At 59.6% G+C, this 12,582-nt stretch carries 13 protein-coding genes; 10 read left to right on the plus strand and 3 right to left on the minus strand.

The window, feature by feature from the left end; all coding sequences use genetic code 11:
* Positions 1 to 13: 13 nt before the first annotated feature.
* From CLV44_RS11675 to CLV44_RS11705, 7 genes are read left to right on the plus strand one after another with little or no spacing between them, the layout of a single operon-like run.
* Positions 14 to 1,375, plus strand: a complete 1,362-nt coding sequence (locus CLV44_RS11675; RefSeq protein WP_106592295.1) for a V-type ATP synthase subunit B — start codon at positions 14 to 16, stop codon at positions 1,373 to 1,375.
* Between the two features lie 6 nt (positions 1,376 to 1,381).
* Positions 1,382 to 1,987 (plus strand): V-type ATP synthase subunit D, encoded by a 606-nt coding sequence (locus tag CLV44_RS11680; protein ID WP_106592296.1) that lies wholly within the window; start codon positions 1,382 to 1,384, stop codon positions 1,985 to 1,987.
* Entirely contained in the window at positions 1,984 to 3,777 is a 1,794-nt protein-coding gene (locus CLV44_RS11685) for a V-type ATP synthase subunit I (protein ID WP_106592297.1), read from the plus strand. The genes CLV44_RS11680 and CLV44_RS11685 overlap by 4 nt, the downstream gene beginning before the upstream one ends.
* Positions 3,765 to 4,211, plus strand: coding sequence for an ATP synthase subunit C (locus tag CLV44_RS11690; protein ID WP_106592298.1), 447 nt, complete (start codon positions 3,765 to 3,767; stop codon positions 4,209 to 4,211). Before CLV44_RS11685 ends, CLV44_RS11690 begins: the two co-directional genes overlap by 13 nt.
* Positions 4,212 to 4,222: 11 nt before the next feature.
* A complete protein-coding gene (locus CLV44_RS11695; protein ID WP_106592299.1) occupies positions 4,223 to 4,906 on the plus strand; it encodes an ATPase in 684 nt (227 codons plus the stop codon).
* Positions 4,906 to 5,604, plus strand: coding sequence for a hypothetical protein (locus CLV44_RS11700; RefSeq protein WP_106592300.1), 699 nt, complete (start codon positions 4,906 to 4,908; stop codon positions 5,602 to 5,604). Before CLV44_RS11695 ends, CLV44_RS11700 begins: the two co-directional genes overlap by 1 nt.
* Positions 5,604 to 7,415 carry a V-type ATP synthase subunit A gene (locus CLV44_RS11705; RefSeq protein ID WP_106592301.1) on the plus strand — a complete coding sequence of 604 codons (1,812 nt, stop codon included), beginning with the start codon at positions 5,604 to 5,606 and terminating at the stop codon, positions 7,413 to 7,415. The genes CLV44_RS11700 and CLV44_RS11705 overlap by 1 nt, the downstream gene beginning before the upstream one ends.
* On the opposite strand, the gene CLV44_RS11710 is transcribed toward CLV44_RS11705, so the two are convergent.
* Positions 7,408 to 7,971, minus strand: a complete 564-nt coding sequence (locus tag CLV44_RS11710) for an NUDIX hydrolase (RefSeq protein WP_106592302.1) — start codon at positions 7,969 to 7,971, stop codon at positions 7,408 to 7,410. The two genes, CLV44_RS11705 and CLV44_RS11710, sit on opposite strands and share 8 nt — an antisense overlap.
* A 125-nt stretch (positions 7,972 to 8,096) precedes the next feature.
* Between CLV44_RS11710 and CLV44_RS11715 the strand changes: the two genes are divergently transcribed.
* A complete protein-coding gene (locus CLV44_RS11715) occupies positions 8,097 to 8,696 on the plus strand; it encodes a CoA pyrophosphatase (RefSeq protein WP_106592303.1) in 600 nt (199 codons plus the stop codon).
* The gene (locus CLV44_RS11720) at positions 8,689 to 8,880 is read left to right on the plus strand and encodes a DUF1289 domain-containing protein (protein WP_106592304.1); all 192 of its coding nucleotides are present in this window, start codon (positions 8,689 to 8,691) and stop codon (positions 8,878 to 8,880) included. The genes CLV44_RS11715 and CLV44_RS11720 overlap by 8 nt, the downstream gene beginning before the upstream one ends.
* Before the next feature lie 19 nt (positions 8,881 to 8,899).
* Here the strand turns inward: CLV44_RS11720 and CLV44_RS11725 are convergent, their stop codons facing one another.
* The gene (locus tag CLV44_RS11725) at positions 8,900 to 10,174 is read right to left on the minus strand and encodes an HlyC/CorC family transporter (protein ID WP_106592305.1); all 1,275 of its coding nucleotides are present in this window, start codon (positions 10,172 to 10,174) and stop codon (positions 8,900 to 8,902) included.
* A 73-nt stretch (positions 10,175 to 10,247) separates the two neighbouring features.
* Positions 10,248 to 11,045, minus strand: coding sequence for a cytochrome C assembly family protein (locus CLV44_RS11730; protein ID WP_106592306.1), 798 nt, complete (start codon positions 11,043 to 11,045; stop codon positions 10,248 to 10,250).
* 153 nt (positions 11,046 to 11,198) lie between these two features.
* Between CLV44_RS11730 and ffh the strand changes: the two genes are divergently transcribed.
* Positions 11,199 to 12,581 carry a signal recognition particle protein gene (gene ffh / locus CLV44_RS11735; protein ID WP_106592307.1) on the plus strand — a complete coding sequence of 461 codons (1,383 nt, stop codon included), beginning with the start codon at positions 11,199 to 11,201 and terminating at the stop codon, positions 12,579 to 12,581.
* Position 12,582 lies beyond the last annotated feature (1 nt).

Consider the following 12,582-nt stretch of genomic DNA (forward strand, 5'->3'; position numbering starts at 1 on the left):
AAGGGAGATCGGTGTGACACAGTTGTTGGTACGTTACTCGCGCATTCTGGAAATTGTCGGTGATATCGTCAAGGTCCATGTACCAGAGCCTGAAGAGGGTGATGTGGCCGCGATCGGCTACGGTGATCTGGCTCTGATCGAAAACATCATCGACCCCGACCAGCCGCCGTTCATGGCGCAGGTGGTACAGCTGGATCGCAGCAGTGTGTCGCTGCAGGTGTTTTCGGGCACTAAGGGGCTGTCCACCAAGGCCGGTATACGCTTCCTCGGTCATCCGATGCAGGTGACCTTCTCCCCCAATATTCTGGGCCGTGCCTTTTCCGGTGCGGGGCGCGCCATTGATGGCGGCCCGAGCCTCAGCGAAGATGCCCGCATTGATATCGACGGGCCAACGGTAAACCCGGCCCGGCGCATTCTGGCCTCCCGCATGATCCGCACCGATGTGCCGATGATCGACGTGTTCAACTCACTGGTTGAAAGCCAGAAAATCCCCATTTTTTCCGTCGCCGGCGAGCCCTACAACCGCCTGCTGGCGCAGATCGGTGCCAACGCGGATGCTGATGTGGTGGTGTTTGGCGGCATCGGTCTGATTTTCGATGACTATCATTTCTTCCGCCGGGCCTTCGAAGAGGCGGGTGTCAGTGCACGCACGGTGATGTTTGTGCATTTGGGCTCCGACCCGACGGTGGAGGGGTTGCTGGTGCCCGATATGGCGCTGGCGGTTGCCGAACGCTTTGCGGTCGAGGAGGGCAAACGCGTATTGGTGCTGCTCACCGACATGACCGCCTATGCCGATGCGCTCAAGGAGATCGGCATCTCCATGGAACATGTGCCGTCCAACCGTGGCTATGTGGGTGACCTTTACTCACAGTTGGCGCGCCGCTATGAAAAAGCCTGTGACTACAAGGGTGCCGGTTCGGTCACCATTCTCTCGGTGACCACCATGCCCGGCGATGATGTGACCCATCCGGTGCCGGACAACACCGGCTATATCACCGAAGGCCAGTTTTACCTGCACAACGGCGTGCTTGATCCCTTCGGTTCGTTGTCGCGGCTGAAGCAGCATGTGATCGGCAAGGTCACCCGTGAAGACCATGGCCAGATCATGAACACCATGGTGCGTTTCTACGCCGAGGCCCGTGATGCCCAACAGAAACAGGCGATGTCGTTCGACCTGACCGAATATGATGAACGTTTGCTGCGTTTTGGCGATCTGTTCCATGACCGGTTCATGGATATCAGTGTTTCCATGCCGCTGGAAGCGGCGCTGGACCTGTGCTGGCAGACGCTGGCCGAGTGCTTCAGTGCCGACGAGCTGTTGATGAAACAGCAGCTTGTGGATAAGTATTTCCCACAGACCCATGCGGTAGGGTGACAGCGCATGGCCAAGCTGGCGCTCAATAAAAGCACCCTGAACCATGAGCAGCAGCGTCTCAAGTCCTTCCGTCAATTCGTGCCGGCACTGGACCTGAAGCGCAAGCAGATTCTGGCGGCACGGTTGAAGGCGCGGCGCGCGCTGGAAGAACAGGAACGCCAGCGGCGTGAAATCGAGACCGAGGTGGCCCTGCAGCTGCCCATGTTGGCCGGTACCCGGCTGGCGCTGGATGGACTGGTGAGGCTGCGCAAGGTGCATCAGCGCGTGGATAATCTGGTGGGTATCCAGTTGCCGGTGGTGGATGCGGTCGACATCGATTGTCAGGCCTATTCTCGCCTGGCGCTGCCGCAATGGGTTGATATTCTGGTGGCCCGTCTGCAGCAGATGATCGAGCTGCGGGTCCGTCATGAAGTGGAGCAGGTGCGGCTGGAACGGCTGGAAGCGGCTCTGCAGAAAACCACCCAGCGTTTGAATCTGTTCGACAAGGTGCTGATCCCGCGTACCGAAGCCAATATTCGCCGTATTCGTATCGCGCTGTCGGATGCCGAGCGTGCCGGTGTGGTGCGTGCCAAGTTTGCCAAGAACAAGCGGGCCAGGATGGCGGTCTCATGAGTATTGTAACCCTGAACAAGGCGACGCTGATCGGGCTGACAGCGGATAAGGCGTCGATCCTTGACCGGCTGCAGGCGCTGGGCCTGCTGCATGTCATTCCGTTGGCACAGGCGCAGCCTGAATTGGTTGCCGAGCTGCCCGATGGGGTTCACCCCGAACAGCTGCAGCAGGCGATCCGGTATCTGCTCAGTTGTCCGCGCAAACGGCGTCAGGTCGTGGCTGAACGCCATTTCAAGCTGTCGCGGGTGGTGGCGGATGTGCTCGACAACCGCAAGCGCCACCTTGAGCTCAGCGAACAGCATGACTTCCTGCGCAAACGTATTCGTGATCTGGAACCCTGGGGCAGCTTCGAGTTGCCGGGGGAGCACGGCTTGCAGGGACATCGGCTCTGGTTCTATCTGGTGCCCAACTACCGTATGGCCGAGGTCGCCAAAACCGATCTGCCCTGGGCGGTGGTGCATCGTGACAACCGTTACTCCTATGTCGCGGTGATCGCCGAAGAGGAACCGCGCGCGAACCAGATGCCGGTGCCGCGTACGCACACCGGCTCTGTGCCACTGAGTCAGTTGCGCCGTGAGCTGGAAGATCTGGCGATCGAGATCGAAACGCTCGACGCCGAGCGTGAAGCCCATACCCGCTGGCTGTTTCTGTTGCAGCGTTCACTCGCCGGCAGTCAGGATCAGGCGGAGTGTGAAACGGTCAGTCAGCAGGCTCTGGATGCGGGCGAGGTCTTTGCCCTGCAGGGCTGGTTCCCGGAAAGTCGGCGGGAGCAGCTGCAGCAGTTTGCGGCGGCCGAAGGCATGGTGCTGGTGACCGAAACGGTGGCTGACGACGAGCGGCCCCCGACGCTGCTGGACAACCCGGTACAGCTGGCGGGCGGTGAAGAGATTGTGCGTTTTTATCAGATGCCGGGCTATCGTGCCTGGGATCCGTCACGGGTCGTGTTTTTTTCCTTTGCCGCATTCTTTGCCCTGATCCTGTCCGATGCCGGCTATGCCTTTCTGCTGGCACTGGTGCTGCTGTTGTATTGGCGCACCATGGGGCGCAGTGAGACGGGACGACGCCTGCGCATACTGGGTAGCACGCTGGCCCTGTTCTCGGCGGTGTGGGGAGTACTGGTCGGCAGTTATTTCGGCGCGTCTCCGCCTGAGCTTCTGGCACCGCTCAAACAGTTCGACATGAACGACTTTGACAGCATGATGCAGGTCTCGGTGATTATGGGAGCCGGGCATCTGCTGTTGGCCAACCTGATTTCGGCATGGCGCAGTCGCACGCGGTTACAGGCATTGGTGCCTGTGGGCTGGATGCTGCTGGTGCTGGCTGGGGTGAGTGCCTGGCTGCGTCAGCAGATGGACGTCGAGTGGGGCGTGATCGGTCTGGGTCTGGCGTTGATCCTGCTGTTTTCCAGCACCCGTCCCTGGCACGGCGGCCGCAATCTGCTCTGGCGCGTTGTGGATGGTTTGCTGGCGCTGACAGGGGTCTCCAAGATGTTTGGTGATGTACTCAGTTACCTGCGCCTGTTTGCCCTTGGCCTGGCCAGTGCATCACTGGCGATCACCTTCAATCAGCTTGCTACCGATGTGGCTGCCGCAGTTCCCGGCATGGGACTGTTTCTTGAAGTAGTGATCCTGCTGTTGGGTCACTTGCTCAACTTCGTGCTGGCGGTGGTCAGTGGCGTGATCCACGGCCTGCGTCTCAACCTGATCGAGTTCTACAACTGGAGCCTTGCAGATGAAGGCTACGCTTTTCAACCTTTCACCAAGCGGGAGGTGAACCCTTGGATAACCTGATATTGGCCCTGGGATGGGCAGGACTCTACGGCCCGATGGCTCTGGGCGCGATCGGCAGCATTATTGGCTGTGCACTGGCGGGTCAGGCAGCATGTGGCGCGTTGCTGGAAACGGAGACCGGCCACGGGCGCTATGTCGGCATCGCTGCGATGCCGTCATCACAAACCATTTATGGCATCGTGGTCATGTTCTCGCTCAACCGCACGGTGACGCTGGATAATGCGCCGGGCCTGTTCGCCATTGGTATTCTGGCAGGCATGGCGTTGTTGTTCAGTGCCGTGCGTCAGGGCCAGTGCTGTGCCAGTGCCATCAACGTGTCCAAGATCAAGCCGGAAATCTTCGGCATGTCGATTGCGCCGGCGGCGATTGTTGAAGGCTTTGCCGTGTTCGCGTTTATCTTTGCGCTGGTGATCAGTGCCGGTATTCCGGCGTAACGGAGGGTCTGATGACCGATCAGGACAAGCAGCATGCGGCCTCCGGTGTAGAGGCGTTGATTGAACGGCTGAAGCAGCAGGGTGTGGAAGAGGGGCAGCGCCAGGCTGCGGCATTGGTCGAAGAGGCGCAGCGGCGTGCGGACTGGTTGCTGGAACAGGCAACGCAGGAGGCCGAGAAGCTGCGCAGCAAGGCGCGAGAGGATGCGGCCCGCTTGCAGCGTGCCGGTGAAGATGCGCTGAAAATGGCTGCCCGTGACATGAACCTGCAATTGCGTGAGCAGCTGGCGCAGACGTTTGCCGAACGGGTGCGGCTGCGGGTCAGTGAACCGCTCGACAGCGAAGCCTTCATGCGTGAACTGATCCGCGAGGTGATGATCCAGGCCTGTCAGGACGCCAAGCTGTGCGCGATGCCCAAGGTTGAATTGCTGTTGCCTGCTGGAGTGGTGGGGCTGGAAGAGCTGCGGCGTAACCCGCACGCCTATCGGGAAGGCAAGCTGAGCCAGTTTGTACAGGAACAGCTCAATCTGCAGCTGCGTGAAGGGGTCTCCCTTGATTTGCACGACGGTCGCGGCATTCGCATTCGTTGTAATGGTGATGATGCCGAGATTGACCTCAGCGACAGCGCCCTGGCTGAACTGCTGTTGCGTCATCTGCAGCCCCGGTTCCGTGCCATTCTGGAGGGGGTGATTCGCTAGTGTCGGTCTATTACACGCTGATCCCGGCCCTGCCGGCCTTGCCAACGGCACTGGAGCAACTCAAGGAGTTGCCGATCTCGGTGCTGCAACTGGAGCAGCGACTGAGCATGTTGTCTGAAGAGGATCGGGCGCTGCTGGCACGGGCGCTGCGCCTGTTCCAGCGTGAGCGCAGCGGTGATGAAGGCGTCTCGGACCAGGATGAAGTGCGCTACTGGGAACAGGAACTGGACACGATTCCGCAGCGTCCGCTGCGAGGCATCTTGACGGAAAACCTGGAGTGGCGCAGCCTGATTGCCGCGCAGCGCTATCGTCTGGCGGGCCAGCATGAGGGCAACGGTTTTCAGGGTTACGGCCCGCGGATCTGGATTATACGGCGAGACTGGCAGCAGCCCGACTTTGGTCTGGGACGCCAGTATCCCTGGCTGGCGGAGTCGCTGGCACAATTGAAACAGGGGCAGGGGGTCGAGCTTGAGCAGCAGATCCTGGCCCGCCTGTGGCGCAAGCTGCATATGCTGGAACAGAGTCATCCTTTCACCCTGACGGCCGTGGCAGCCTACCGTCTGCGCTGGTCCATCGCCGAATACCGGCTGCGCTGGCAGGCGGACAGGGCACAGGTTCATTTTTCCCAACTGGTCGACCGGGCGCTGGCTGGCGCCGGGCGGGATAGCAGGGTCGACCCGGTAACAGAGGCAGGCTGATGACAACCCCCCAAAAACCGACGGCACGTGTAATCGGCGTGCGCGATGACATTGTCAGTATCCGCATGCTGCGCGACGCCGAAGGCGAGTATTACCCGATCACCAAGAACGAGGTGGTGTTGATCTGTCCGCAGCGTCACGACGGAGAGCGTCAGGAGCAGCTGCAGGCCGAAGTATTGCGCGTGCGCCATGGCGAAGCGGACGTTCAGGTGTTCGAGGCTACCCGTGGGGTAGCGATCGGGGATGCGGTGGAGCAGAGCGGGCAGATGCTGTCGGTATCGCTGGGGCCAGGATTGCTTGGCCAGGTCTATGATGGCCTGCAGAACCCGTTGGAACTGATCGCCGGCCAGCATGGTTTTTTCCTGCCGCGTGGACTGGAAGTGGATGGCATCGATGGTCAGCAGAAGTGGTCGTTCCAGCCGGTGGTCAAGGTTGGCACCCGGGTCAAGGCGGGCGACCTGTTGGGGCGTGTGCCGGAAAGCCGTTTCAGCCACAAAATCATGGTGCCGTTCAACTTGCGCGGTGATGCGGAAGTGACCTGGGTGCAGGAAGGCAGCTTTACCGTGACCACCCCGGTGGTGCGTCTGCGGCTGGCCAACGGCACGGAGCGTGAGGTGAGCATGCAGCAGCGCTGGCCGGTGCGGGTGCCGGTGAACCGGGATCTGCTGCGCGAAGGCTACAATCAGCGCCTGCTGCCGCAACAGCCGATGCTGACCAGTATCCGTTTGATCGATACCTTTTTCCCGGTGGCGCTCGGTGGTACGGCCTGTATTCCGGGGCCGTTCGGTGCCGGCAAGACTGTGCTGCAGGGGTTGATCTCGCGCTATTCCAACGTCGATATTGTGGTGATTGTGGCCTGTGGCGAGCGTGCCGGGGAAGTGGTGGAAACCATCACCGAATTCCCCAACATGCCGGACCCGCGTGGCGGCACGTTGATGGATCGTACGGTGATCATCTGTAACACTTCGTCGATGCCGGTGGCGGCGCGTGAAGCGTCGATTTACACCGGTATCACCATGGGTGAATATTACCGGCAGATGGGCTACAACGTGTTGCTGATTGCCGATTCCACCTCGCGTTGGGCCCAGGCAATGCGGGAAACCTCGGGGCGGTTGGAAGAAATTCCGGGCGAAGAGGCGTTTCCGGCTTACCTGGACTCGGCCGTGCGAGCTCTGTACGAGCGTGCGGGGCTGGTCGAAACCAATGACCATACCCAGGGCAGTCTGACCCTGATCGGCACCGTCTCACCGGCGGGGGGCAACTTTGAAGAGCCGGTAACCCAGTCCACGCTGCGCACGGTGAAGGCTTTTCTTGGCCTCAGTGCCGAGCGGGCATACAAGCGTGCTTACCCGGCTGTCGATCCGTTGATCTCCTGGTCGCGCTATCTTGAACAGCTGGAAGGCTGGTTCCATGACGAGCTGTCGCCGCAGTGGGTGGCGGATGTCAAACGCATGCTGGTGTTGCTGCGTGACGGGGAGCAGGTGCAGCAGATGATGCAGGTTACCGGCGAGGAAGGGGTCACGCTGGAGGATTACGTGGGCTGGCAGAAGGCGCAGTGCCTGGATCAGGTGTATCTGCAGCAGGATGCTTTTGATGATGTCGATGCGTCGACACCGATCCGGCGTCAGCAAGTTCTGTTCACGTTGCTGCTGCAGTGTCTGGATCATCCCCGCGACTTTACCGACAAGGATGCGGTGCGGACGCACTTCGTCAAATTGACCGGCCTGTTTCGCAATCTGAACTACAGCCGCGAAGACAGCCCCGACTACGCCCGTTACCGCAGCGAGATCGAACAACTGGGGCTCAGTTGATCAATACCAGCTCATCCTGTTCCGGGGTGAGTGTGATGTGGCGCAGCGGGAATACCGGCTGTGCTGCCGCGCGGTCGGCAAAGTAATAGCGCAGTGCATTGCGAATGGTAGTGAAGGCGAGTTGATCCCAGGGGATTTCGTCCTCGCTGAACAGCCGGCTCTCCAGCGTTTCATTGCTGCTGCCGAACTCGGCCTTGGGCAGGTCGGCCAGATAAATCAGCTGAACCTGGTTGACGTGCAGAATCGAAGTCTGGGTATACAGCTTGCGCAATTCCACCACGGCACAGGTTTCCTCCAGGGTCTCGCGTAATGCTGCAGCTTCCGTACTTTCGCCGTTCTCCATGAAACCGGCGGGCAGGGTCCAGTAGCCATAACGGGGTTCGATCGCCCGGCGGCACAGCAACACACGGTCGCCGTGTACGGGCAGACAGCCGGCAATAATGCGCGGGTTCTGGTAATGGATCTGTCCGCAGTGATCACAGACGTGACGTTCGCGGTTGTCGCCGTCGGGGACTCTAAGGGTCACCGGGGAGGCGCAGTGGCTGCAATAGTTCATGATCTGCTCGCTTGCTCGGTAGGCCGCTGGTGGGTGAATGCATTCGATTGTGACATGTTTGGTCGGGGTCGCGACAGTCCCGTGGCCGGAGTATTATAGGCAGGTCAGATGTAATCGGATTACCCATGCTTGATCATCTCCGTAAACAGTTGCAACACCACCGCCCATGGCGCTTGCGCACCCGCGGCCGCGAAGCAGGTGTATTGGTCGCGCTGACCGACTGCGCCGATCCTGAAGTGATTCTGACATTGAGATCGGCCCGTCTGTCCACCCATGGCGGCGAAATAGCGTTCCCCGGTGGCAAACGTGACCCCGAAGATCAGGACCTGCTGGCCACGGCGATGCGCGAGGCCGAAGAAGAGGTGGCACTGCTACGGACTCAGGTCGATGTGATCGGCTCGCTGGGACAGGTGGTGTCCAAACATCGGTTGCAGGTAACGCCCTGGGTGGGCGTGATTGCACCTAACCAGCCGCTGACGGGCAATCCGGATGAGATCGATGCGATCTACCGGGTACCGTTGAGTTTTCTGCTGGAGCCCGAGAACCGACGTATGGAGCAGGTAGCGTTTGCCGGCCAGACCCGTTTGGTACCGGCGTGGCGCTGGCAGGGCGAGGTGATCTGGGGGTTAACTGCGTATATTCTGACTGAACTGCTTAATGTCGGTTTCGATGCCGATATTCCCATGCGTCCCCGCCCTGAACATTTGGAGAGTCCCCATGATTGAAACACCCGACGACAAACCGGTGCCCAGTCCCTGTGTGAGTGTGTGTGCGTTGGGGGCTGGCGATATCTGCATTGCCTGCCATCGCAGCGGTAACGAAATCAGTCGCTGGGGCAGCATGAACAATACGGAGAAGCGGGCAGTGTGGGCGTTGATCCGGCGGCGCGAGCAGGGCGAGGTCGTTTGACCTCCCCCGGCTTGCTGAATCAGAGGCTGTCGCGTGCCTTAGCGGTTTTGGTGACGCGAGCGGTCTTCACCAGGTTATCGCAGATCTGCAGAGTTTCCATGCGGTAGCCGTTGACCTCAAGGCAGACGTTGGCGCTGGGGATCGACTCCAGAATTTCGGTAATCAGGCCGTTCAGCGTCTTCGGACCATCGGTCGGCAGGTGCCAGTTCAGTGCCTTGTTGACCTCGCGGATATAGGCGCTGCCGTCAATAAAGAAGCTGCCGTCCTCCTGCGGGTGAATATCCTGATTGGTGGCATCATGGGTGTTGGACAGCTCGCCGACAATCTCTTCCAGAATATCTTCCAGCGTCACAATCCCCTCAATGTCACCATACTCGTCAACCACAACGCCAATGCGGCGGCTCTGCTTCTGGAAGTTCAGCAGCTGAGTTTGCAGCGGTGTACTTTCGGGGACGAAGTAGGCCTCGTGAACCACCTGCATGATCGCCGGTTTGGTAACGTTGCCCTGCTGGATCAGCTGCGCCAGGTTGCGCATGTGCAGGATGCCGACGATGTTGTTGATATCGCCACGATATACCGGCAGGCGGGTATGACCGGTTTTGGACAACAGATCGAGAATCTGGTCCATCTCCAGATCAAGGTCGATGCCTTCCACCTCGTTGCGCGGAATCATGATGTCGTTGACGGTGACTTCGTTAAGTTCCAGCACCCCCAGCAGCATTGACTGGTTGCGGTGTGGCAGCAGTGAACCGGCCTCATGCACGATGGTGCGCAGCTCTTCGGTACTCAGGTGTTCGTTGCCGGCTTCGTTGACGTTAACGCCGAACAGGCGCAGAAACCCATTGGTAATGCCGTTGATGATCCAGACCAGAGGGTAGGCCAGGGTAAGCATGGGCTGCAGGATATAGGACGCCGGGAAGGCGATCTTTTCCGGGTGCAGCGCGGCCATGGTTTTGGGCGATACTTCGGCAAAGATCAGGATTACCAGGGTCAGGCCAGCGGTGGCGATCATGATGCCGGCGTCACCCCACAGGCGTACCGCAATTACGGTAGCAATGGCGGAGGCCAGAATATTGACGAAGTTGTTGCCGATGAGGATCAGGCCAATAAGGCGATCAGGACGTTCCAACAGGCCGCTGGCCTTGCGTGCGGCGCGATGCCCGCTTTTTACCAGATGACGCAACCGGTAGCGGTTGAGTGACATCATTCCGGTTTCGGAACTGGAAAAGAAAGCCGAACAAAAAATCAGCAATACCAGAATGGCGGTCAGGGTACTTAACGACGCATCGTCCAAGGGACAGGAACCTTATATAAATTCGGGGCGTTCATTTTCTGGTCAGACTGTAGAGCTGTCAAGGTGCAGACGACTACACCTTCAGTAGCACTTCCAGAACCAGTTTGGAGCCAAAGAAACCGAGCATCAGCAGTACGAACCCCCCGAGTGTCCAGCGTACGGCGGTGCGGCTGCGCCAGCCGAAGAAGTGGCGACCGGCCAGCAGCGTGGCATAGACCACCCAGGCAATCAGTGAAAGCAGGGTTTTATGAGCCAGATGCTGGGCAAACAGGTTGTCGACAAACAGAAAACCGGTGGCCAGCGAGGCGCTGAGCAGGATGAAGCCGGCCCACAGGCTCTCAAACAGCAGCCGTTCCATCATCTGCAGCGGTGGCAGAGAAGCGACCAGACCGCGGGTATGATGCTGCTTGAGTGCCAGCTCCTGACGGGACAGCAACAGTGCCTGTACGGTGGCGACAGTGAACAGACTGTAGGCCAGCAGGGAGAGCAGAATATGGGTGATCATGCCGCCGCTGTAAGGCTTGGGCGTGGAGCCGGTGTCAATCACGGCAGCCAGCAGCGCGGTAATGGCGGCCAACGGGAATACGCCGATAAACAGGTTGTCGAGCCGCTGGCGCAGGCTGCTGGCCAGAACCAGACCGACCACACCCCAGGCGATCAGCGAGCCGACCGGGAAGAAGCTCAGATCAATGCCGCCGGGTTGATGCAGCAGTTGGTAGACACTGTAGCCTTGCAGTCCGAAACCCGACACGCCCAGCAAGCGTACCGGCAGGCACAAATTATCGTGGTTGCCGGTGGACAGGCGACGCCACTGCAGTCCGGTTGCAACGAGATAGCACAGTGCGGCGATAAGCGTCGTGGTGATCAGCATCCATATCCTCCTTAGATGGCGGCTAAGTGTGGCACAAATGCGGGGGGGAAGAAATATAAGGTGCCCCCCGGGTGAGGGCTCCTGTATAATATGTCGCCAAAGCGTTTACAGGCAGGTGCCGGGAGGGTAACTGCCGGCAGATAGGGGTATTCGATGTTTGATAATCTGACAGAACGACTTACACAGACGCTGCGCACTGTGACCGGTCAGGCGAAGCTGACCGAAGACAACATCAAGGGCACTCTGCGTGAGGTCCGGATGGCGCTGCTGGAAGCGGATGTTGCGCTGCCGGTCGTGAAAGCGTTCATCAACAGCGTCAAGGAACGCGCTGTCGGTCAGGAGGTCAGCAAGAGCCTGAGCCCCGGTCAGGTGTTCGTCAAAATTGTTAATGAAGAACTGGTTCGGGTCATGGGCGAAGCCAATGCCGAACTCGATCTGGCGACGACACCCCCCGCGGTGCTGATGATGGCAGGCCTGCAGGGTGCAGGTAAAACCACCTCCGTGGCCAAGTTGGCGCGTTTCCTCAAAGAGCGCAAGAAAAAGAAAGTACTGGTGGTCTCGGCCGATATCTACCGGCCTGCTGCGATCCGTCAGCTGGAAACCCTGGCTGGAGAAGTGGGCGTCGAGTTCTTCCCCTCCAGCGCCGACCAGGATCCGGTCTTCATTGCCGAACAGGCGATTCAGCATGCGCGGGTGAAAGCCTTCGATGTATTGATTCTTGATACCGCTGGCCGCCTGCATGTCGATGAAGACATGATGGGCGAGATCAAGCGCCTGCACGGTGCGGTCAAGCCGGTCGAAACCCTGTTCGTGGTCGACTCCATGACCGGTCAGGACGCGGCCAATACCGCGCGCGCCTTCAACGAAGTGCTGCCGCTGACCGGTGTCATCCTGACCAAAACCGATGGTGATGCGCGTGGGGGTGCGGCACTGTCCGTGCGTCATATTACCGGCAAACCGATCAAGTTCCTGGGTATCGGTGAAAAGACCGACGCACTGGAGCCGTTCCACCCCGATCGAGTGGCTTCCCGTATCCTCGGCATGGGCGACGTACTGTCGCTGATTGAGGAAGCCGAGCACAAGATCGACAAGGACAAGGCGGAGAAATTTGCCAAGAAGATCACCAAGGGCAAGGGTTTTGACCTTGAGGACTTCCGCGAACAGATCCAGCAGATGCAAAACATGGGCGGCATGATGTCGATGCTGGAGAAGCTGCCCGGCATGGGTCAGATGGCTCAGGCGGCGCAAACGGCGCAGGCCGAGAAAGGCATCCAGCAGATGTGTACCATCATCAACTCGATGACGCCGCATGAGCGTCGACACCCGGATGTCATTTCAGGCTCGCGCAAGCGCCGTATCGCGATGGGCTCCGGTACCCAGATTCAGGATATCAACCGTCTGCTCAAGCAGCACAAGCAGATGGCGAAGATGATGAAAAAATTCGGTTCCAAATCCGGCATGGCCAAGTTGGCCCGTGGCATGAAAGGCATGATGCCGCCGGGTATGGGTGGCGGTGGTGGTTTCCCGCGCATGTGAT

It is taken from the genome of Marinobacterium halophilum, from assembly GCF_003014615.1.
Classification (GTDB): domain Bacteria; phylum Pseudomonadota; class Gammaproteobacteria; order Pseudomonadales; family Balneatricaceae; genus Marinobacterium; species Marinobacterium halophilum.

What these genes read in the sequence shown, in the direction of transcription:
- CLV44_RS11685 (WP_106592297.1), top strand. Translation starts at nt 1,984, where the DNA reads ATGAGTATTGTAACCCTGAACAAGGCGACGCTGATCGGGCTGACAGCG.
- CLV44_RS11680 (WP_106592296.1), top strand. Translation starts at nt 1,382, where the DNA reads ATGGCCAAGCTGGCGCTCAATAAAAGCACCCTGAACCATGAGCAGCAG.
- CLV44_RS11710 (WP_106592302.1), bottom strand. Translation starts at nt 7,971, where the DNA reads ATGAACTATTGCAGCCACTGCGCCTCCCCGGTGACCCTTAGAGTCCCC.
- CLV44_RS11715 (WP_106592303.1), top strand. Translation starts at nt 8,097, where the DNA reads ATGCTTGATCATCTCCGTAAACAGTTGCAACACCACCGCCCATGGCGC.
- CLV44_RS11720 (WP_106592304.1), top strand. Translation starts at nt 8,689, where the DNA reads ATGATTGAAACACCCGACGACAAACCGGTGCCCAGTCCCTGTGTGAGT.
- ffh (WP_106592307.1), top strand. Translation starts at nt 11,199, where the DNA reads ATGTTTGATAATCTGACAGAACGACTTACACAGACGCTGCGCACTGTG.
- CLV44_RS11705 (WP_106592301.1), top strand. Translation starts at nt 5,604, where the DNA reads ATGACAACCCCCCAAAAACCGACGGCACGTGTAATCGGCGTGCGCGAT.
- CLV44_RS11730 (WP_106592306.1), bottom strand. Translation starts at nt 11,045, where the DNA reads ATGCTGATCACCACGACGCTTATCGCCGCACTGTGCTATCTCGTTGCA.
- CLV44_RS11695 (WP_106592299.1), top strand. Translation starts at nt 4,223, where the DNA reads ATGACCGATCAGGACAAGCAGCATGCGGCCTCCGGTGTAGAGGCGTTG.